Source organism: Bifidobacterium sp. MSK.17.10 (genome assembly GCF_019129655.1).
GTDB lineage: Bacteria > Actinomycetota > Actinomycetes > Actinomycetales > Bifidobacteriaceae > Bifidobacterium > Bifidobacterium adolescentis.
The window spans coordinates 175,860-194,647 of sequence record NZ_JAHOJD010000005.1; the positions used below are offsets into that span (position 1 = coordinate 175,860).

24 protein-coding genes, 10 tRNA genes, 1 other RNA gene, 1 pseudogene and 1 CRISPR repeat array are annotated in these 18,788 nt (G+C 52.2%); of the genes and pseudogenes, 29 read left to right on the forward strand and 7 right to left on the reverse strand.

From position 1 onward, the window contains the following. Positions 1-56 precede the first annotated feature (56 nt). The 13 genes from KSX58_RS06180 to KSX58_RS06240 all read left to right on the forward strand — a co-directional run bounded on the left by KSX58_RS06180 (position 57) and on the right by KSX58_RS06240 (position 4,911). Entirely contained in the window at positions 57-611 is a 555-nt protein-coding gene (locus tag KSX58_RS06180; RefSeq protein WP_217735998.1) for a hypothetical protein, read from the forward strand. 16 nt (positions 612-627) lie between these two features. Continuing rightward, the gene (locus KSX58_RS06185; RefSeq protein ID WP_217735999.1) at positions 628-891 is read left to right on the forward strand and encodes a peptidase; all 264 of its coding nucleotides are present in this window, start codon (positions 628-630) and stop codon (positions 889-891) included. A gap of 75 nt (positions 892-966) precedes the next feature. Then, complete coding sequence (locus KSX58_RS06190) at positions 967-1,452, forward strand: hypothetical protein (RefSeq protein ID WP_217730553.1); 486 nt, start codon at positions 967-969, stop codon at positions 1,450-1,452. Continuing rightward, positions 1,449-1,667, forward strand: a complete 219-nt coding sequence (locus tag KSX58_RS06195) for a hypothetical protein (protein ID WP_217730551.1) — start codon at positions 1,449-1,451, stop codon at positions 1,665-1,667. The genes KSX58_RS06190 and KSX58_RS06195 overlap by 4 nt, the downstream gene beginning before the upstream one ends. Continuing rightward, positions 1,660-1,911, forward strand: coding sequence for a preprotein translocase subunit SecE (gene secE, locus KSX58_RS06200; protein ID WP_217730549.1), 252 nt, complete (start codon positions 1,660-1,662; stop codon positions 1,909-1,911). The genes KSX58_RS06195 and secE overlap by 8 nt, the downstream gene beginning before the upstream one ends. Then, positions 1,896-2,183 (forward strand): hypothetical protein, encoded by a 288-nt coding sequence (locus tag KSX58_RS06205; RefSeq protein WP_217730547.1) that lies wholly within the window; start codon positions 1,896-1,898, stop codon positions 2,181-2,183. Before secE ends, KSX58_RS06205 begins: the two co-directional genes overlap by 16 nt. Further along, positions 2,173-2,589, forward strand: a complete 417-nt coding sequence (locus KSX58_RS06210) for a hypothetical protein (RefSeq protein ID WP_217736000.1) — start codon at positions 2,173-2,175, stop codon at positions 2,587-2,589. The genes KSX58_RS06205 and KSX58_RS06210 overlap by 11 nt, the downstream gene beginning before the upstream one ends. A 2-nt stretch (positions 2,590-2,591) precedes the next feature. Continuing rightward, positions 2,592-2,822, forward strand: a complete 231-nt coding sequence (gene secG, locus KSX58_RS06215; RefSeq protein ID WP_236838170.1) for a preprotein translocase subunit SecG — start codon at positions 2,592-2,594, stop codon at positions 2,820-2,822. A gap of 24 nt (positions 2,823-2,846) precedes the next feature. Beyond that, positions 2,847-3,044: a hypothetical protein gene (locus KSX58_RS06220; RefSeq protein ID WP_085393626.1), complete on the forward strand. Its 198-nt coding sequence runs from the start codon at positions 2,847-2,849 to the stop codon at positions 3,042-3,044. Further along, complete coding sequence (locus KSX58_RS06225) at positions 3,034-3,300, forward strand: hypothetical protein (protein WP_217730543.1); 267 nt, start codon at positions 3,034-3,036, stop codon at positions 3,298-3,300. Before KSX58_RS06220 ends, KSX58_RS06225 begins: the two co-directional genes overlap by 11 nt. Before the next feature lie 8 nt (positions 3,301-3,308). Then, positions 3,309-3,596, forward strand: a complete 288-nt coding sequence (locus KSX58_RS06230) for a hypothetical protein (protein ID WP_217730541.1) — start codon at positions 3,309-3,311, stop codon at positions 3,594-3,596. Beyond that, positions 3,593-4,372, forward strand: coding sequence for a hypothetical protein (locus KSX58_RS06235; RefSeq protein WP_217736001.1), 780 nt, complete (start codon positions 3,593-3,595; stop codon positions 4,370-4,372). Before KSX58_RS06230 ends, KSX58_RS06235 begins: the two co-directional genes overlap by 4 nt. A 113-nt stretch (positions 4,373-4,485) precedes the next feature. Further along, complete coding sequence (locus tag KSX58_RS06240) at positions 4,486-4,911, forward strand: hypothetical protein (protein WP_217730537.1); 426 nt, start codon at positions 4,486-4,488, stop codon at positions 4,909-4,911. A 45-nt stretch (positions 4,912-4,956) separates the two neighbouring features. On the opposite strand, the gene KSX58_RS06245 is transcribed toward KSX58_RS06240, so the two are convergent. The 3 genes from KSX58_RS06245 to KSX58_RS06255 form a co-directional block, all read right to left on the reverse strand. Continuing rightward, positions 4,957-5,457, reverse strand: coding sequence for a hypothetical protein (locus KSX58_RS06245; RefSeq protein ID WP_217736002.1), 501 nt, complete (start codon positions 5,455-5,457; stop codon positions 4,957-4,959). A 550-nt stretch (positions 5,458-6,007) separates the two neighbouring features. Continuing rightward, a complete protein-coding gene (locus KSX58_RS06250; RefSeq protein ID WP_217736003.1) occupies positions 6,008-7,063 on the reverse strand; it encodes a replication protein RepA in 1,056 nt (351 codons plus the stop codon). Further along, a complete protein-coding gene (locus KSX58_RS06255) occupies positions 7,056-7,331 on the reverse strand; it encodes an addiction module antidote protein (protein WP_217736004.1) in 276 nt (91 codons plus the stop codon). Before KSX58_RS06255 ends, KSX58_RS06250 begins: the two co-directional genes overlap by 8 nt. A 585-nt stretch (positions 7,332-7,916) precedes the next feature. Here KSX58_RS06255 and ssrA point away from each other — a divergent pair. The 11 genes from ssrA to KSX58_RS06310 all read left to right on the forward strand — a co-directional run bounded on the left by ssrA (position 7,917) and on the right by KSX58_RS06310 (position 11,304). Then, positions 7,917-8,290: a transfer-messenger RNA gene (gene ssrA / locus KSX58_RS06260) on the forward strand. Between the two features lie 170 nt (positions 8,291-8,460). Next, a tRNA-Lys gene (locus KSX58_RS06265) sits at positions 8,461-8,533 on the forward strand. A gap of 237 nt (positions 8,534-8,770) precedes the next feature. Next, positions 8,771-8,843: transfer RNA gene (locus KSX58_RS06270), tRNA-Arg, on the forward strand. Positions 8,844-9,079: 236 nt separating this feature from the next. Next, a tRNA-Ser gene (locus KSX58_RS06275) sits at positions 9,080-9,164 on the forward strand. A 136-nt stretch (positions 9,165-9,300) separates the two neighbouring features. Beyond that, positions 9,301-9,372 (forward strand) — tRNA-Trp (locus KSX58_RS06280). 120 nt (positions 9,373-9,492) lie between these two features. After that, positions 9,493-9,577, forward strand: a tRNA-Leu gene (locus KSX58_RS06285). Between the two features lie 70 nt (positions 9,578-9,647). Continuing rightward, positions 9,648-9,721: transfer RNA gene (locus KSX58_RS06290), tRNA-Thr, on the forward strand. A 319-nt stretch (positions 9,722-10,040) separates the two neighbouring features. After that, positions 10,041-10,880: a hypothetical protein gene (locus tag KSX58_RS06295; protein WP_217736005.1), complete on the forward strand. Its 840-nt coding sequence runs from the start codon at positions 10,041-10,043 to the stop codon at positions 10,878-10,880. Between the two features lie 33 nt (positions 10,881-10,913). Then, positions 10,914-10,984 (forward strand) — tRNA-Gln (locus KSX58_RS06300). Positions 10,985-11,026: 42 nt separating this feature from the next. After that, positions 11,027-11,114, forward strand: a tRNA-Ser gene (locus KSX58_RS06305). 118 nt (positions 11,115-11,232) lie between these two features. Beyond that, a tRNA-Gly gene (locus KSX58_RS06310) sits at positions 11,233-11,304 on the forward strand. A gap of 325 nt (positions 11,305-11,629) precedes the next feature. Beyond that, positions 11,630-12,040: a CRISPR direct-repeat array (repeat unit 35 nt; unit sequence GTTTGAATATATGTCGTATTACCTTTTGCTCAAAC). A gap of 52 nt (positions 12,041-12,092) precedes the next feature. On the opposite strand, the gene cas2 is transcribed toward KSX58_RS06310, so the two are convergent. The 4 genes and pseudogenes from cas2 to KSX58_RS06330 form a co-directional block, all read right to left on the reverse strand. Next, positions 12,093-12,422, reverse strand: a complete 330-nt coding sequence (cas2, locus tag KSX58_RS06315) for a CRISPR-associated endonuclease Cas2 (protein WP_237976454.1) — start codon at positions 12,420-12,422, stop codon at positions 12,093-12,095. A gap of 2 nt (positions 12,423-12,424) precedes the next feature. Beyond that, positions 12,425-13,318, reverse strand: coding sequence for a type II CRISPR-associated endonuclease Cas1 (gene cas1 / locus KSX58_RS06320; protein WP_273700926.1), 894 nt, complete (start codon positions 13,316-13,318; stop codon positions 12,425-12,427). Between the two features lie 85 nt (positions 13,319-13,403). Then, positions 13,404-15,374: an HNH endonuclease gene (locus tag KSX58_RS06325; protein ID WP_217736006.1), complete on the reverse strand. Its 1,971-nt coding sequence runs from the start codon at positions 15,372-15,374 to the stop codon at positions 13,404-13,406. After that, positions 15,354-16,546, reverse strand: a pseudogene (locus KSX58_RS06330) (restriction endonuclease); the annotation flags it as partial. The gene KSX58_RS06325 and the pseudogene KSX58_RS06330, both read right to left, overlap by 21 nt. Positions 16,547-17,052: 506 nt before the next feature. On the opposite strand from KSX58_RS06330, the gene KSX58_RS06335 reads away from it, so the two are divergent. From KSX58_RS06335 to KSX58_RS06355, 5 genes are all read left to right on the forward strand, one after another. Next, positions 17,053-17,421, forward strand: coding sequence for a hypothetical protein (locus KSX58_RS06335; protein WP_217736008.1), 369 nt, complete (start codon positions 17,053-17,055; stop codon positions 17,419-17,421). A 17-nt stretch (positions 17,422-17,438) separates the two neighbouring features. Beyond that, on the forward strand, positions 17,439-17,696 hold the full coding sequence (locus KSX58_RS06340) for a hypothetical protein (protein ID WP_217736009.1): 258 nt from the start codon (positions 17,439-17,441) through the stop codon (positions 17,694-17,696). Further along, positions 17,689-18,117 carry a hypothetical protein gene (locus tag KSX58_RS06345; RefSeq protein WP_217736010.1) on the forward strand — a complete coding sequence of 143 codons (429 nt, stop codon included), beginning with the start codon at positions 17,689-17,691 and terminating at the stop codon, positions 18,115-18,117. Before KSX58_RS06340 ends, KSX58_RS06345 begins: the two co-directional genes overlap by 8 nt. Before the next feature lie 67 nt (positions 18,118-18,184). Then, on the forward strand, positions 18,185-18,640 hold the full coding sequence (locus KSX58_RS06350; protein WP_217736011.1) for a hypothetical protein: 456 nt from the start codon (positions 18,185-18,187) through the stop codon (positions 18,638-18,640). Between the two features lie 34 nt (positions 18,641-18,674). After that, positions 18,675-18,747: transfer RNA gene (locus tag KSX58_RS06355), tRNA-Arg, on the forward strand. The last annotated feature ends 41 nt before the right edge of the window (positions 18,748-18,788 follow it).

Consider the following 18,788-nt stretch of genomic DNA (forward strand, 5'->3'; position numbering starts at 1 on the left):
CCGTTCCCTCTGCTATACTGGAAACATTCACATCATACAAGAGTGAAGGACAACCGTTGACCAAAAAATACTCATACGCCTACACCAAGTCGCTATACGACCACCAGTATCCCGACAAAAAACTCATCTCCATCCACGAACGCCCACTAGCCGACCCAACCGGCAAACTCACCGCAATCATCGACTATGAGAAGCCGTTAAGCCGACATGACATGGACAAGTACGATTTGGAGGAGTTCCCGTTCTGGCTCGCCCAAGAACATTACCTTCCACTGTTCAGCGAGGAATGTCCACTGAAATTGGAAACCCTTGAGGAGATTCGAGACGAGGTCGCACACGCCATCAGCGTGCTCGCTGACTATCATCCGTTGGGGGATGCGCCCTACGGTATCCATATCGGCGGCATAGTGGACAAGGATGTTAAGAAACTTGACTTGTACCGCGTATACGACACCATTCCATCTTGGGGAATCAACATGGTTGAGGAATTGATTACCGGAACCGACCCGACCGAATTTACTTTCTGGCATACGACGAGCGATATCAAACGCCAAGCGGACAAGCTTCACAAAGAAGACAAGGCCACACTGTTCGCGGACGCGAGTAAGTAGAGTCGTGGAGGATTATATGCATACTGACGTACACGAGACCATTTCCGATTGGATGGACAAGCCTATCGAGGAACTAGCCGGTAAAAGGGCTATCGCCATTACTATCGGAGGAACCACCATCGATGGCGAATTGGAATACCGTATGGAGAAGACCGAGGATGGTCTACGTGTGGAAAGCCTGAATTTCGTGAACCTGCCCCAATATGTGGTGGTTTGCCTCAACGGTGGAGGCAATCATCTGGCGGACACGCTTTTCAAGTCGTTGAACATTCTCGCCTGAACGTCGGCTTTCCTTCCGAAGAAAATTCTGCTATACTGGGTAAGTCCACACATAAGCAGTCTTTGGGAGGAAAGCTTGGAAAAACAAAACCCCAAAAAACCGGCAAACCCCATCCAACTACGTTCACTCGGCTGGGTGGACGAAGAACTGGCGATGGTACAAGACCAGTATTCGGCAACACTGTCTGCCATCAACTTCCCCTGCTACACGCAATCCTCCAGCAAAACTAAAGACTATCAAGTCGTGGTTGACGGTAAGGACTACGGCATGGTTCGGGAAATCAACTGCGGAAACCGATTCGAATACCGTGCCCTCATGGCAGACGGTGACTACATCGAACCAGTATCGGACATTTTCCACACTTCGGCAATCGACGCTGTCTGCGAACTGGCTCGACGCCATCATGATAAGGAATTCGCCAGCCAGCTGACCGACTATGTGATAGCGGTCTCTCAAGTGCAGGAACTCGCGTCAGCCCAATTAAGAAAAAACACGAAAGACCTGTTATCGGAACACTTCCGAACGACAAACGTCCACCACTCTGGCCGGGGAGAGCAATGATGATTTACGCGGGACAGAAACGCAAGGCCACGGAAGCTCAGATTCGACTAATTCTCAAACTCACCGACCAGTCCGACCTTAATAACGTGAAAAACCTCGAAAACTGCCCTCCCGTAGTCCGCTATAAGGAAGACTTGAATAAGAAATATTTGGACAATCGAACCGCCGCGAAAATTATCGACGGTCTGATTCAATGGAAGGAAATCTATGGTTGAGAAAGCCACGCCCGTCATTGCCGATGGGAAAAACAATCCGTTCGTCAGAATCGGTCAAGGATTCCTCGGCGTCATCCGTTTCGTCAAACAGGTTGTGGCCGAAATCCGCAAGGTAGTCACGCCCACCGTCCGCGAATGGGCGGGCTGGTGCGTCGCGTCCGGAATCTTCGTGCTGCTGCTCATGGCGCTTGTCTCAGGAATGGACTTCGGACTGGGCAAGCTGACATTGTGGGTGTTCGGCTGATGGGCGGCGAAGGCATCGTCTACAATCCCGTGGACTGGCGGCATGCCACAACGACCGAACTCGAAGGGCAACGCGTCATCGCCCGATTCGACAACGGCACCGTCGTGGACGGAACCATCATCATAGCTCCCGGTGGGGCGATAGGCGTCTACATGGGAGTCATGGTGCCCATCATCATGAAAGCCCCGTCCGGCCTATTGGAGGAAGCCGACCATGTGAGCGCATTGCAGGTGTTGGATTGCAGTAAGGAAGGAAAATTCTATGCCGGATGAACGCATCGAAAAAGCCGCAATTGCGGTCTTCGCCGCGCAAACCAACTGGGCCGACTTCAATCCGAGCGAAGAACAGATACGAGACTTGTGGGACGGGCAGATGGACGCGATACATGACTCGTTCCGCCGTCTCGCTAAAGCCGCCTTGGACTCGCAGGAAGACCAGCCCGCCGACCTCGACTGGGAGAACGTCGAACCGAAGGTTTTGGACAGCCGCATGGTCAAGGCCGTCACCGTGGACGGCACCATCGTGCGAGGACGGACGGTCGCCGTACACGGGTCACTAGACCAGCTCATCGTCGAAGGCATCCTGCAACCGTTGCTTATGCGGTTGCCGGGCGAACATTGGCGGCTTGCGAGCGGATGGAAAAGTCTGGTCTTCTACAACAAAACAAAGGAGCAGTAATTATGAAACATATCCTTCTTGGATTCATCGCCGTGTTGAGTCTCATGCTCGTTCCCCTCATTCTCATGCACAAAGGCAAGGGAGGCGGTTTCTCGAATTTCGCTGAATCGTTGACAGGTTCGGCGGGAAGCTCGGGCGTGGCGGAAAAGAACCTGAACCGTTGGACGGTAGTGGCGGCTGTCGTCTGGTTCGTTCTCATCATCGCTTACGGAATTCTGGTCAAACTCTCCTGACCTGATATTAGAAAGGGAAAGCCGATGGTTCCGGATAAAAAATATTACAAACTGTTACATGAGAAGGGCGGACTGGGCAGTGACACCGTCATCGTGTCCAGTGACACTTTCCGTGGAAAACCGTATCTGACCATCGACTTTTCCGACTGCACCGAACATAAACAATTCTCTATCGATTTGAACGAATTGGAAAAGTGGAAGGAAATGCTCGATGCAGACTGACCCGTTAACCCCCCGAGACCTGTACGACAACGTGGACTTCTACCGTAACATGAGAATGAACCTCGACAGTGATGGTGGAGGCAACGTGTGGCGTTACAAGCATGCACGGAACATCATTCACATCCAGTCGAATATGGTCGCCCAAAAGTATCGAAACGGAACCGCCGTCGGCACGCAATTCCGACTCTCCGGTACCAAACTGGACATTGCCCGACGATTGGATTGCGAGCTGGCGGTACTGAACTTAGAGGAATGAATGGAATCATGGCTGGCATACTCGTCCGACTGGTATTGAGTATAGGTTGTATAGCCGGTGTGCTCATGTCGCACACGATGGCGGTATTGTTCGACCGTTCCGTCACGCTCTTGGAAAAAGCGTTTTTGGAACACTCCTACACTTCGGGGCAGAAACGTTGGCTGGGAGTACGAATCTACGGCTGGCGGTTCCTTTATCATTTGGCCGTCGCCCTGATGGTGGCGTTCATCATCATGGCGACAATCCTTTTTATCATGTTCTGTTGGGCACTCTTTGAAAGAATAGGTGCGATTTGAGTTACGATATTGCGATAGTCCGTTCCGACATTCCGGACGATATGGTGTTCATGGTCGCTTGCGATTGGCAAGACCGTGGACTGGAAAATTTGGATATGGTAGGCACTTCCTGTAATCCGACCTTCAACTATTCCGATTTCTTCCAAGCGTTCCATGTGCGCCCCACCACAGACCTGCACGGCAAGTCCGCCATCGTGGTCAAGGACATTATTGACGAAGCGTTGGATGAAATCGAAAAAAATTCCATCAACGAATTGGAACAGAAATACTTCCTCGACAACACGGGGAAGGTCATCCGCTGGGGGAGTATCCCCAATGCTATCCAATGGTTGCGTGACGTGCGCGACTATTGCGAACAGAATCCCGGCTACAAGTTCATCGGGCGTGGCGTGGAAATGACTGAACACGGGTTGGCTAGTCTTGGCACCGTCAGAACATTCGCTCCGGAATATGCGGAACCATCCGACCGGCAGTGGCGGAAACTGTTGGAGGAGTCTGCTGAACTCGCCGCAGTGGGAATGGATTGGGTTGCCGACGGCACTTCCGACAAGCGGATTTACAGTCGGTTGGTCGAAGAGTATTGCGACGTGGTGGAAGCGTTGGGAACGTTCGCTATCGCCTATGGCATCACCAATGAGGATATCCGCAGGGGTATGGGCGAGTGCGAGAAACGCTTCCGTGACGGTCGAGCCGGTGGGAGGAAAACCGTGGAGGAGAATAAAATCATCGACGGATTGGCGGAACTGTCCACCCGACTGGAAAAGGTTCAGAAGTGACAGCGGATTTCTCCGCTTGGCAGGAGGTTGCCGACCAAGCGAGTACGGGCGATTTTATTATCAGTTCTCTCATTATCGTTAGTGTCATTGCTCTTGTTGTCGGCGCTTTCGCTGTGAACAAGGGTCGGACACTGGTTTCGACTGTTTCCGTTCTCGTGTTCTTCCTCTCGTTCGTCACCGCGACCACGGTGAAAATGCCGAAAGCCCCGTCCCTCAACCAAAGCTTGGAATACGTGTACGGACTGTCCAGCATCAACTGCACACACAAGGAGTACTCCGATACAGACAGTAGTATCCCAACAACCAAAGGGATAATACATTCCGCGAGACGGGGCGAATACACCGTGGACTCAATGAAGGACATCGAGAACGGTGTGGACGCCGAATGCTCCGTCTACACGAAGGACAACCGGCAGGTCAACGTGGTAATCCACAAAACCGACAACGGCAACTACTGCGTCTATAATCAGACGGACGGGAAACCGTTGCCGCTCAAACATAAGAAAGCGCCGACCAAGCTCAGCGAACTAGGAAAATAGTCCGCACGAGCCGGTCGGCGCGTGGCTTTTCGAGCACCTTTCCTTTTAGTCGATGAACCAGTCATCCTCGTCACCGTCAGTGGCGGGAGCCGGTTTCGGCTTGCTTTTCCTGACGGGTTTCGGTTGGGAAGGTGTTTGAAAGGCCACGTCCCCATCCTCCGGTTCCACGTCCATTTCGTCCAAGTCTGCTTGCCTACGGTTGGCTTCCTTGGTGGCCGTATCGCGGTCTGTTCCGGACACCGACGTTCGGGCACCAATGAACGAGAAGATTTGCAACACAACTAGCAGTAGGATGAAAATAATGCCAAGAATCGCAATGATTCTTCCCACGTTTTCGCCGGTTATCCAATCGAACAATGAGCCAGCCGTCACCTCCGAAGCGAGTTCCGGATTGTCCGTGGCTAATTCCTGCTTGTCTTTCGCAATGTTCAAAGCGTGCATTCCGTAGCCCATCATGGGAATAAGAGTGGTAGTCAGGATTCCACCCAGCCACATGAGCCAGCGTGCCTTGCGATATATGCCTGTGATTTTGTATAGGAGTTTCATAACTCCAGTATTTCGCACTGGTTGATTCCTTGGCTCGGAAAACCGGAACTATAAGAAACTATGAGCATATAATATATAACCATGCCGGTTGAGCCTTACTCCCGTAACGGTTTTCCTACCATGCGAGGTGCCTGTTAGTCCACGGAAAGGTGTCGGAAACCCCATAAAAAGGTGTTCGATAGTCCATACTGATGGTGTTTGATAGTCCACGTCCGGTATGATTCATAACCGTCATGGTGTTTGAAACGCCACTAAAGGTGCCTGTTAGTCCACGGAACGTTCTACGTTCCGCCTGTGGAAATGTGGATAAGCGTGTGGAATGGTTGAAATTCCAACGAAAAAACAGTGGATAAATTAAAGCTGGAAAGGCGCGTGCAATCCGTAGCGTATACGAGGGTGCGTGAAAGGCCACGTCAAGGAACCGTTCAACCCGTTGGGAGGTGTTTGAAAAGCCATGCGAAAGGTGTCCGAAAAGCCATGCAGACACCCGCCCACACATGGCCTTTCAGACACCAATACCCTCCAAGGTGTCCGAAAAGCCACGGTCAACTCAATCTGACGTGGCCTTTCGTACACCTTTCCGTTGAACCGATTGCAACGAATGCAAAGCCACCTCGAACACATCCCCATTAGCACCCACCTCAACCTCACGGACAGCACGGGTAGGAACCGACGTGGGACTCGGATGCAGAATAATGTAATCCTCATACGTGGGGCACTCAACATTCAACCCCGGATACACCTTCTTGACCTTCTCCAACGATTGACGGAACATGCGCCGAAAAGACTTCTTGACCGCAATCTGGTCTCCGAACCGTTCATACAGCCAATCCCAACTTACCGGAAGGTCACGGCGAAGATTCTTCATACTGCCAGTCAGCCAAATGTAAATGTCGTAAGGCATGACCGACCTGCCTTTCAACAGGTAAGTGGACACTCTCGTATCGAACGGAGCCGACTCACGACTCAACCGTTCATACACTTCATCGGTCAGACGGAACGTGGCACCGGAATAGCCCACATTCTTCTCATCATTGATAATGCGCACGGCCTGAACGATAGGCAGATAAGCCGTATCCCTCACATTCAACCCCTTGCCCGTGCCGGACGCGCGAATACTGATACGGCAAGCCAACAACAGTTCCAACTGTTCCTGCACGCTCTTCGCGGTACGCCCGCCATGAGGCAATCCCATCTCCTCACACAACTGGTAGATGCTCGGAATGGTGATGGTCTTCGTCTCAGGGTCAACATTCCTCGTCTTATGGCCTTTCGCCGCACGAATCTGCTTCGCCATCCAAGCCATCAACAGTCTCGGATACTTGCCGAACGGGAACCGACGTTTCCTATCATCCCCATCACCCGTCACGCCAGCTTCAAGCATGTATTCCAACCGTCCGTTCGACTTGCTGACGAAATCCACATCATCGGACGGTTGGGCCGGTGGAAACAGTGTGGCGGTGAGAATGGAATGCCCATACCATATTTCCATACTGTTCGGCTCGCGGGCTTCTATATCATCCAACAGGTTGACCCGTCGAACATCCAACTCCATGCCCGTCGAACCAAGGTCGAGAACATCCTGCTCAACTCGTATGTCACTCATTCGGCTTCTGCTCCTTGCGGCGAACCGACACCGTGTAGCCCATAGCGTCCAATATTCGGCACATGGTCTGGAAGGACGGGTTCCCGTTCTCGCACAGGCTCCGGTAGAGGGACGGTCTCGCCAACCCCGTCAACTGGGAGAGCGTGGTCATGCCGTACAGTCTGGCGAGGTTTCCGGCGGCGGACTGTATGAGCATGGGGTCTTCCGACTTGAACTGGTCTTCTATGTATGCGACGGTGGCCGCTTCTTGTATCTGCTTGGACTGCATGTAGGGGAGTGTAACCTGTGGGCGACAGTATTGTCCAAGTATCCAATGCTGTTGGTGAAGGTTGGCAATGTCCGACACGCCTTGGAAAACATTGTTTTCGTTCTGTGATTTGACATGTTTCCTAGAACTGCTATACTGGCAGTGTTCACACAAAACGAGGTTCAAAAACATCACGCGTGAACAGACTGCGAGAAGAACGCTTCTCATATCCAGCCCGCTACTGGAACAGTCACCAAGGCAACCGGGGTAAAGACCTTACCCAGTAAGGAACACTCCCCGAATGTTGCCGCCCGTTTGAAAAATGAATAGAGATAAGGAAACATGGTCGATAGGACTTAAAGCCCGTCGAATCATGTTCGATATGAAGACTTGCCCATCATGGTTGAATCTTCAAGAACTATCACACCTATCCTCACCTGTTCACTCAAACACACGAGGAAAAGCATGAAAACGCTTGAAGACAAAACCATGACAGGCAAAACCGCTGTCAACCTTCCGACTGGAAATCCCAGCCAACCATTCTATTGGTTCTGAACCACACCTATGGGAAGCTCGGACGGAAAACCGGAAGGAAGACGGCATTTTGGGGCCGACAGGTTTCGACTTGAAAATCAAGGTAATGTAAGCATGTCGGAGGCTGACGTGGACAACCGTCATCAATCCATGTCAAACAATAAACGCCAAGACTAATTCTTCGCGTAACTTCCAGCTCGCCGCCTGAAAAACGGTTTGAAGGAAGAACAGGGTCGCTGATTTGCTGTAAGGCGATTCTGAAAAAGAAAGGACAGCAAAAACTCGGTGAACGGCAACTGTCCATCGTTTCATGACTGAGTTGCAAAACTGTTCCGGGGTGCCTCTTCGACTGGAACTTTCAACATATATAAACGAGATGGCTAAACATGTAGAAAACATCATCAACGTTTTCAAGGACGAGGGTTCAATTCCCTCCGGCTCCACGACGTGACGAGCGTCCGCAAGATGCTCGCCACACGGAAACTGAATATGCGTGCTAAGCGACCGTGCGGTACAGACTCTATAACTCAGGTAAAACTTTGCAAACAAAAAACAGTTTCCGTCAATCCAATCAACTCTAGGAGGTGGATTCTTTCGTTCCTTCACCTCCTAGCAAGCCCCTCTAGCTCAATGGTTAGAGCAAGGGTCTTTTAAACCTTGGGTTGTGGGTTCGAATCCCACGGGGGGCACCTCTACAGTCGCCGGGCTGCGGGAAGGTTGGTGAGACTCCAACTGGCTGTCAGAACTTCTGTTCTGAGGGTCGAGTACATAAATTAAAACGGTCGCGTGGAACGCGCGCTAAACACCATCATCCCAGTATGCGAAAGCCATGGCAATCGCAACGCCATGGCAACTAGCGAAAAGCTGATGTGAATGCCGTCGAATCGGAAGACGAGTTGCGACGTCCCCGCGACGAGACGGCATACGCCCTTGTAGCTCAGCGGATAGAGCGCCGGTTTCCTAAACCGGGCGTCGTTGGTTCGATTCCAACCTTGGGTACTAGGTTTCACGGAGGTAGCTGTCCGTGAAACCGATGGCATTGCTCGAATAATCCTACATGGTCTTGTGGAGGATAAGAGTTTCCCTGCCCTAATCAGGCGGCTGATGACCGAAGGGGAAGAACGGTGAAACGGGGTACTTAACAGCCCACGACCTTGCCGTTGGCGGTAAAATCCAGTCCGCCATGCCGAACGTCTTTCTGCGTAGCCGACTTGGACGTTAACTACAGCCGGTTTGGAATGTTGGCAGAGTGGTTTAATGCAACTGTCTCGAAAGCAGTCGCACTGTGAGGTGCCGGAGGTTCGAATCCTTCACATTCCGCGTTGGGGAAGTAGTACTACCCCCGAAGGCAAGCGCCTACCGCTGGTGTTGGCTTGTCTGGAGATGAAAGCGGCGGACGCTTCCGTTAACGGCGACTCGGTGGATGGTCACGCTTCATGGGCGTGACCATCCACATATGGCATTGGTGCAACCGGTAGCATGGCGGTCTCCAAAACCGTCGATGTTGGTTCGAGTCCAACATGCTGTGCTCAGCCTACCCACATGTTGTGGGAAAGGTCTTCGGAGTCGTCTTGTGGCGGCTCCAGTTTTAGCTGACCCGCCTAGTCTGCGGGAACAGTCTCCTGAGTCGCTGCGGCGGCTCTTGCTCGCTTCGATGGCGGAATTGGTATACGCGGTTGCCTCAAAAGCAACTGTCCGAAAAGGACGTGAGGGTTCGATTCCCTCCCGGAGCACGAACCGTAATTGGTTCTTCCTTAGCTCAGACATGGGTTTCAAAACTCAAATCTTGAAACCTATGTCATTGCCTAAATAGCTCAGTTGGTTAGAGCGGCGTTCTTGTAAAACGCAGGTCGTAGGTTCGATTCCCACTCTAGGCTCGAATTTTCCTGCTTGCGTAATATAAATTCACGCGATATTTTGTACCAATACTGACGCATTGGGCACACTGCAAGCAGGAAAAATTTCCCATCACACACTACACAGGCGGGAAAGTATTCCAACGTTTCGACCTACGGGCGTTGGAATGTTTAAATAGTAGGCCATGGGTCGAAGACAGGATTCCTCACACGGCCACAGTTTTCTAATCGGCGGTGCCACTTCGATTAGAAAACTGTGGATGTTTGAAGAAGCGGGTTCGACTCCCGCACGACCCCCTCGTGTTTTTTTCAACCAGAAAAGAAGGAATTCAAAATGACCATGTCTGATGAAACACGGGTCATCTCCTCCCACGCTCTCACCGTGGATGGACTGACCCAGCCACAGGTACAACCACTCAACCTCCCCACCGGATTCAACGGTTATCGCAAGGATTCCGTCGAACAGTACGTGAACGGGTTGGAAACACAGATTTGGAATCTGCAACGCCAGTTGACGGAAAAAAACATGGTCTTGGACAAGCGTCAATCCGAACTCGGCAAACGGGAGCAGGAAGCTGAATCCCTCCGCCAGCAGATTGAACGGTTGAACGCCGACTTGCAGGACGCCCGTCAAGCGTCGGAAAACCCGATGCAGGAATTAGGCACCAGCCTCGGCAAAGAATTCCAAACGTTGAAAAACACTTACGAGTCGAAGAAACGTGAAGAGCTGGAACAGGCCCGCACGCAAGCCGAACAGATTCTCCAACAGGCCAAGGATGAATCACAGAAGCGGCTCGACTCCGCGACGGAAACCACCAGACAGATGATGACCGCCGCACACGATAAGAAGCAGAAGCTTGAACAGGAATGCGCCAAACTGAAAAAGGAAACCGACGATAAGGTTGCCATCCAGTTGGACGCGGCCAAGAAACAAGCCGAACAGATTATCAGCAAGGCGGAAGCTGACGCAGTCAACCGTTTGGACAAGGCGTCACAGGAAATCGACCTCCGAACCAAGAAGGCTGAACAGCATGCCGCCGAATTGGATGCGAACAGCAAGAAGCTGATGGAAGCCGCTCAGCAGAGAGAGGAAACGGCGCAAAACAACGTCGCCAACTCTTTCGCCCAGTTAAGGCAGTTGGGCGCGGACATTGACAAGCTGATTTCAAAATCCAAATAATCATTCGCGGGCCGATAAAAACGGTCTGCACATTCCCCATTAGTGTAATGGCAGCACACGGGTCTTTGGAACCTTTAGAGGTGGTTCGAGTCCATCATGGGGAGCTTGGTTTCCGACCTGCGTTTCCTGCGGGTCAGGAAACCCTTGGAGTCGTGCCTGAGTGGCCGATAGGGGCACCCTGCTAAGGTGTTAACCGTTTCATACGGTTCGAGGGTTCGAATCCCTCCGACTCCGCTGGGGAATGGGTTGCGGTTGCGAGCCTTCCGTTCCAAAAAGTTTGGAACGGTCGTAAACATTTTTTCTCTGCATGTAGTGCTTTCCAGCCCGCAAACACAATCCATCCCCTCCTATTGCGGGAGTAGTGAAAAGGTCATCACCCTTGCCCTCCAAGCAAGTATTGCGAGTTCGAATCTCGTCTCCCGCACAAAGTCCCACACTTTTTAATACCCCTAAAGCTCGTGGGACAATCCATGGCATGACTCTCACATGCGCGATGGATGATAGTCCTGAAATCCATGAAGGACTGTCAGCAAGCCGTATGCCTTGCACCCTCTTAAGTCACGCATACATGCCAGTGTTCACGACATGAACTCACTGATGGGAAAGAACCAAGCCATGTCAACGCCAAACAAAAAGCGGGGTTCACGGGCAACTTCTCATGGCCCTCTCCTTACTCCGCATCTTTGTGTGAACAGCCCTTTTGCCGGTGGGGGTGGCGAAACACCGGCTTATTCTTTTTTGTGTATTTTGTTTGAATTTTTGAATATATGCCGTATTTTCCTTCTTTAAACCTGTCGATTTTGGTTTGAATATATGTCGTATTACCTTTTGCTCAAACTGTAACTGCGCAACTTACCCTCCCTAATCAGTTTGAATATATGTCGTATTACCTTTTGCTCAAACTGGCCGTCGGCAGGAGCCGAAGCGGGAGAGTTTGAATATATGTCGTATTACCTTTTGCTCAAACTTGACAAGTGGGGCAACGTGTGTGGTCGAGTTTGAATATATGTCGTATTACCTTTTGCTCAAACTACACAAAAGGACGAATAAGTCTATCTATGTTTGAATATATGTCGTATTACCTTTTGCTCAAACTAAAACAGGCCGTCGTTTCCTCCCAATTCGTTTGAATATATGTCGTATTACCTTTTGCTCAAACTACGAGTTTGGGCAAAAGGCTTCATATCAACGTTTTTAAACTATTCTTCGTCGTCAAAAAGCGTCAGTAACCCCGGCTGTTCGTCTGTGGTCTGCTGTTTTTTTATCGATGTACTTCAGTGAATCAGACCATTGATTGTCCGTTACACAGAGTACTCGCACGTTGCCGTGGGGAGGTAGTCCGGCTTGAATATACTTTAACGCAGAACGACCGCCTGATTGGGTGGGGGTGTATCTTGCATAGACGGAATATTGCACTCGAACGAAACCTAAATCAGAGAGTAGATGGTTGAATCTGTTCGCGGCTCCCGCATCCTCTCTCGTTGTAATGGGTAGGTCGTACATGACCAGCGTCCACATGCCGTTATCCTTATCTCTCTTCATTTTTAGCGCCTTTTTCCGAAGACGGGGACGGGTAGTTTGTCCAGCCAGCCTTCGCAGTATTGCGCGTATTGTCCACAGAATTCGTCCACCAGTGATGGGATGGTTAGTTCTTTTGGGTTGAATTGGCTGTTGACGGACAGCACTATCTGCTGTTTCATTTCCGAGTCCAACGGTCCGTCCGGTAGTTGGCTTATCTGGTAGTCGATGGCCGGTCGGAACGGTTCTATCAAATCGTCTGCCAGACAGAAATAGTTGCTGGCTGAATGATGATGTATGCCGATGGTGGGGGAGAGTCCCGCTGTGCAGATGGACCTAATCAGGAATCCACGCAGTATCGTGTACGCGTAATCGAGTTGAGCGTTGCGCCCTTCGCCATATCCGGGGAATCGGCGGAATTGTTCTTCAGAGAACATGTGATGCCAGTATTCGCGTGCCGCCTGTCCTTCGATGTTGTTCGGGTCGCCGGAGTGGACTTGGACGGCTAGACTTCTTAAGAGTTCCCCTCCGTCCAAGTTGAGTTTGTCGAGTACGTGGGATTGTCCTAGTATTTTCGCTCGTATGATTTTCTGCCATGCGGCTTTTCTTGCCGGTAGGCTCATTTCCTGTTGTGCGTTCTGACGGGCGGCGGAACGGGTGTTGGGTTTGTTCCATGATTGCATTGCCGCGATTGGTGTCTGATTCCATTGGCAGATGAGCACTTCCACGTCGAAGACCGCCAATTGCTGCAATAGTGCTGTGGAGACGGTTGTTTGTATACCGAGCAGCAGCACCGCCGTATCGGCCAACGGTATCCGCGTCTCCGTATCGTGGTGTTCCACGACGAGTTGTCCGCGCTTGTAGGTCAGTCTGCCGGTCATTGCGGTGCAGTCGATGACTCGCCACCCTTGCCATATCAACCTCCTAAAAAGGAAAGGGTCTACTGATAACCTTAGATGGTTTTTGGTAGACCCTTTCCTTTTTAGAAACGATTAGAAGCGGTGGTTACTGCTCTAAAACATGTCCAATCTTATTGACCACTGGAACGAAGGTGTGCAGTTTGAACATCTTCTCGACCTTGGGGGGAACCTCCAAACCTTGTTCAACCATCTTACTTAATCCTTCTTCTGCAATGACGGAGGGAACTAGTCTGAACTGGATAGGGGAGGGGAAGCCAGCCACGATGAATCGTCGTTCGACGCCGGAATCCGTATGGAACATGTTCGCGTATTCAGGACACATGTCCCTCATCATCTCAGGTGTCAACTTGATTTCATCGTTGATGGTGAGTCGTGCGATGCAGGTTGCGTGTCCCTGTCGGATGGCGTCCCTGACCTTGCCGTCCGCATACCGGATGGACACGTCGGCGGGATGTAACGGGGTTCGGAACAGGTCGGTGTTCTTCCTGCGTTTCATTAAATCGCATTGGAACACGCGCACCATGCCATAGAACGTCTTGCGTTTCCCGTTCTTCAACACCTGTTCGCAACGGTAGATACGGGCATGATGGATGGTTCCGCCAATATCGGCGGCTCCACCGTTGACGAACAATTGGGCATTGTTGCCCGGAAGGAAGCCGATTTCATCCTTCGCATGGCATACCTCGCCCAAGGCGGTGATGACACGGTTCGGATTGGCTGGCAGACCATTCTGAGGGTCATAATCCGACAATCCGGTCAATGCCTTCCACACTTGCGGGGTGAGCGCATGGTCGATGAGACTGGTCGGCATGGCGTCTCCCAGTCGCACGTATTGCAACGGTTTCACCGTCGCATCATGCGCCGTGCTGTTGCCCAAGCGGAGGCGGCGGCTTCGAACGACCGGAATGGTGTCCTCGTCCAAACCCTTGTTCAACAGGTGGAGCAGATTCTTCATCTGTCCGCTCCATCGCTGGTATTGGTCGTAGCCGGGAGTGTTCTCATTCGGATACTGCTTCCAGTCCGCCTGTCCGAACGGGGTTCCGCACAGGCGTTGGGATTCGCGTAAATAGTGGCGTTCGGCAAGACGGAGAGCGACACTCTGGTTCATCATGGCGATGACCGAAGCGTCAACCGCGTGATGTCGGCGGTCGAGTCGGGTCTTCCACTGTGCGCCAATGAAATGGATTTGACCATCGATGCCGGAAGCTCGACGTGCCTCATAGGTGATGGAGCCGGGGAAGGTGAACACTTTCACCTGCTTGTTCGCGTATCGCCCATCGAGACGGCAGTGGAGTTCGTCGGCCATCCAGCCCACGGATTCGATGGAACGATTGTCCAACGGCTCGTCCTGTTCGGTCTGCTTGAGTCGGCTGATGATGGTCTTCTTCACCTGACCGACCTGCTTGCGGTTCATGGATGGTGGGAACATCAGCTGGTTCACTCGTGCGATGACATCATTCATGGTGATGCCGTGCGCTTTCGCATAGTCGGAATGCACCCAGAAGGCGAACGGAATGTTCGACTTGTTGGCATTGCATTCGGGGCATACTGCGGCCATGTTGGTGCGTTTGCTGTCCGAACCGACGCCACGACGGGGAACGATATGGTCGAGTTCCGACTTATCGAAACTGAATCGTGGACTGGTCGCACCACAGTACAGGCATGTGTTGTTCTGCGATTGGACGATTTCCCAACGGCGAATGTCGTAGTCGTGGACTTTGAAGCTTCCGCCGTTGGACAGTTGCTTCCTCATATCCTCACGGATTGCGGCACGCGTCTGATTGTCCTTGTCCCGACGTTGACGGCGCTCATAGTCGAGCGTGCGTCCGAACGCGATGGACGAGAACGATTCCTTCGTTGTTTCGATGGACACGCTTTCCGGAATGCCATACTGTTGTTCGCACTGGCTGAGGAAACGGTTGAACGCTTTCAACACTCGGTCTACGGCAGGATTGCCGGTCGGCTCCTGAACCTGTGGAACCGGTGGCTTCCAGTCGGCTGGCACGTTGAACTCGTGGCGGATGGCATAATGCAAATCGTCTTCCGTTTCCAACATGCGTTTGGACAGTCGGGTGAGGGTTTTTCGGAGTAGGCGGCACGTCCGACTGGAAGACTGATGGAGTCCAACGGGGTGAGCAGGTCTTCGTCCAACCCGTCGATGAATTCGATGGGGGAGGCGTATTCGATGAGGTCGCGCACCTTGTCCAAGTCAACCGTGTTGGATAGGAGTCGAATCATCGCGGCTCGCTCATCCTCGGTGGCCGTGTTCCACCATGCGTCCATCATCTTGCGGAGCTTGGTGTTTTTGATGCCGTGGAGTCTGATGACAGTGTCCAAGACCGGCGGCTTGTTGCCGATTCTTTCCTCCCCGTCATGGGTGAGGGTGCCGACGCCTTTGAGTTCGTTGCGTTCGATGTCGAGCACGGTGCACACGTCCAACCATTCCAAGTCTTCCTTGGCGGTGGTGAGCAGTTCGTATACATCCTGTTTCTCGTTGACGGTCAACGGTCGGGATGCTTCGCTTTTGCGTCGGATACGCAGGTTGGTGATGACGTTGAGGATACGATACTTCTGGAAGGCGATGCTGGCCTTCAACGCTCTCTTCTGGGTTTGGTCGAGCGGGTCTGTTCCGACATGCTTCTCTGCGGAACCCTTGGGGGACGCGCAGTGGAACACGGTACGCAGGATGGGCTTCCAAACATCCTCGGGTACTTGCTGGACGGTGAAAATGCGTCGGAGTTCACGCGCATTGTCGGACTGCATGAGACGGTTCGGTAGAATGCCCTCACCGTATTTGGTGCTGGTGCGAACCCTCATGAAGTTCTTGTCGCGTTCGTTGAGCGTCAATGCGACAAGCTGCGCCGGAGTCATATCCTCGTCCAGTTTCACTCCAAGACGGGTCTCCACTCGCTGTTTCAAATCCTTGTACTGGTCGGACGGTTCCACGTCCTCGAACAGGGTTTCGACACGACTATAGGAGTTGCGCCAACCGCGATGGCGTGCGATATGTCGGATAGCCATGACCATCATCCGGTCACGCTTGTCCTTGTCGGAAACGTAAGCGGTTGCCAATGCGGAGCGGACGTTCCAGTATTCGTAGAGTCCGTGTTCGCTTTCCGGCACTTCGTCCACCGGATATCCCAGTTGGTAGAGCTGACGGTCGAGTTGGTTGAGACGGTGGCGGCGGCGTTTGCGCATGTTGCGGGTTCGCCGTGCGATTCCAGCCATGGCCTTGCGGGTGGTGCCGGACTTGTTTTGGGTTGGGTCTACTCCGCCGTCGTGAATGTAGCTGAGGGTTTTGAGTAGTGTGATTGGATTGCCGTTGGCGTCGAGTTGGATTGCCGAGAATCCTAGACTGTTGAGTCCTACGTCAGCTCCTACGCGGTAGCGGATATTGGTTTTTGCGGTCAAGGTCTGTTGTTCTCTTTCCGCACTGCATTAAAAAAGCGGCGATTGGGACTTGCGTCCTATCGCCGCTCTACGGTCAATTCCGGTCTGTCACCGGACTTGTTTAAACTATATGTCGTGGTTCCCACTATAACACACAGTGTTCTTCTGGCAACCCCGGCGTGTCGTTTCCGTTTCTTGAGCAGCGCTTTGGTCTTTTATTTGTGGACGTGACCAGTATATCTCAATATTCAGACCTTGCGACACGACTCTTTCCTGTTGTCTTTTTATATGGTATACTGGAATCGTTCACACAATCAAGCTGAAGTAAAAAAAGGAACGTAAAAATGTGGAAGATAATCCACCTCAACAGCGGCCATACTCTCATAACGGAAGACAACATCGACCTGACGAAACCCGTCATCACAGCCAACGTGCTCGACCACGAAACCAGCATCGCGCTCCACGCCATCAGCGGTGAACTATTGGAAAACGTGTTCTACCCAATGACCTACCGTCCGCCGATTCGCCGCACCGAATACAGGGTGGCGAACCCTGAACGGATACAGGCGTTCCTTTCCGCCACCAACCGCGTGAGCATCCCCTTGGGTTCCGTCGATTACGTCGAGGATTACGTTCCGACCGCCGTCGAGGATGAGGGGAAGGACGGTTATGGGGGAGCCTACCGCAACGCCATCCACGGCGAAGGCTGTTAAGAAGAGGGGATTATAGAATGTCCACAGTGACTCCGGTAGACCCGATAGAAAAACTGTTCGTCAACACTCGCGGCCAAATCTCCGACCAATTCCGGTTGCGCAAGCTGAAAATGAGACTTGGCACGGTCGGGGATATCACCGCGATGACCGCCGAACAGTTCACTGGACTTTTTGGCTCGGATTATATGCGAGTCGTTGGGAACCGTTTGAGAAAAAACGGTTTGGATTTCCGCCCGGTGGAGGATTCCGCTTTATATCGTGAGGGGGGTGGATGACCCCGATTTCCGCATCCGCCTGTATTCGATTGGTGTCGGCTCATTGGCGAAACTGTCTAAAATATCCTTGGCTCAATTCCTGCATTATCTGGCCCGACTGCGGGAGTCCCGCCGTCTCCAATATTCCAGTGGGGTCACGGTTCCCCAGTTTGGAGCGTTGAATATCGCCCATTTGGAGCGGGTCATGTTCGAGAACGGGTTCCGTTTTCGGGATGGTTCGTTGAATACGGCTGATTTGACCATGTTGGGCAATAATCGTGATGGCAGTCCGACGGGGAAGAATATGGTGAACGCTCATGATGTTGTTTCGGGGCATCCTGTGTTCTCGGGTGCTCGTAGGAAGAGTCTGCTGGTGGCTCGTCGTAAGCGTTTGTTGGAGGAGTTGGCTGGGATTGAGGTGGAGTTGGCTTCTTTGGGTTGATTTGCTTAAAGGTTTTATGCTATACTGAAACCGTTCACACAAAACAGAAAACCAAAAGGAGCAAAAAATGGACAAGCAGACCACCATCGAAGAATTCAAAAACGCCATGACAGAAATCCTTCCCGACTTCACTGACAACAGCAAGGACGGCAAGTACGAATGGGTCAAGGGTGATATCATCAACCCCGAACGCTCCTTCTCCCGCTCTTGGCTGATGACCGTCAACATGAGGGGCGAGGAAGGATGCGTCAAGGAAGCGACCTTCACTCTCACCTACGACCTCTCGCTGCAATACGCGTCCGACAATGGGAACGCGGCTGGAATCCCTACGGAAGCCGCGCGAATCCCCATGTATAGGGATGGGATGCTTATAACCTCAGTCAATGAAGTGCGCGAATCCTCTGACATTCTTTTCAAGAAGGTCGAACAGGTCATGGAATTGGCTGAGAAGTTCGAGCGTGGTTTCTGGGAGTTGAACCAGACAAGCAAGGGTCTCACCTCTCTGGAAAGAGCGATGTTCTAATCTTAAAAACATAGCCCCCATTTTTTGGGGGTTTGCCTTGGTAGCCCAGTGGATAGGGCGTCCGCCCTCTAAGCGGATGGTCGTGGGTTCGAATCCCATCCAAGGCGCTTTTCCTCTCGTTCGGGGTTTCCTCTCGCGAGCTGGAAAC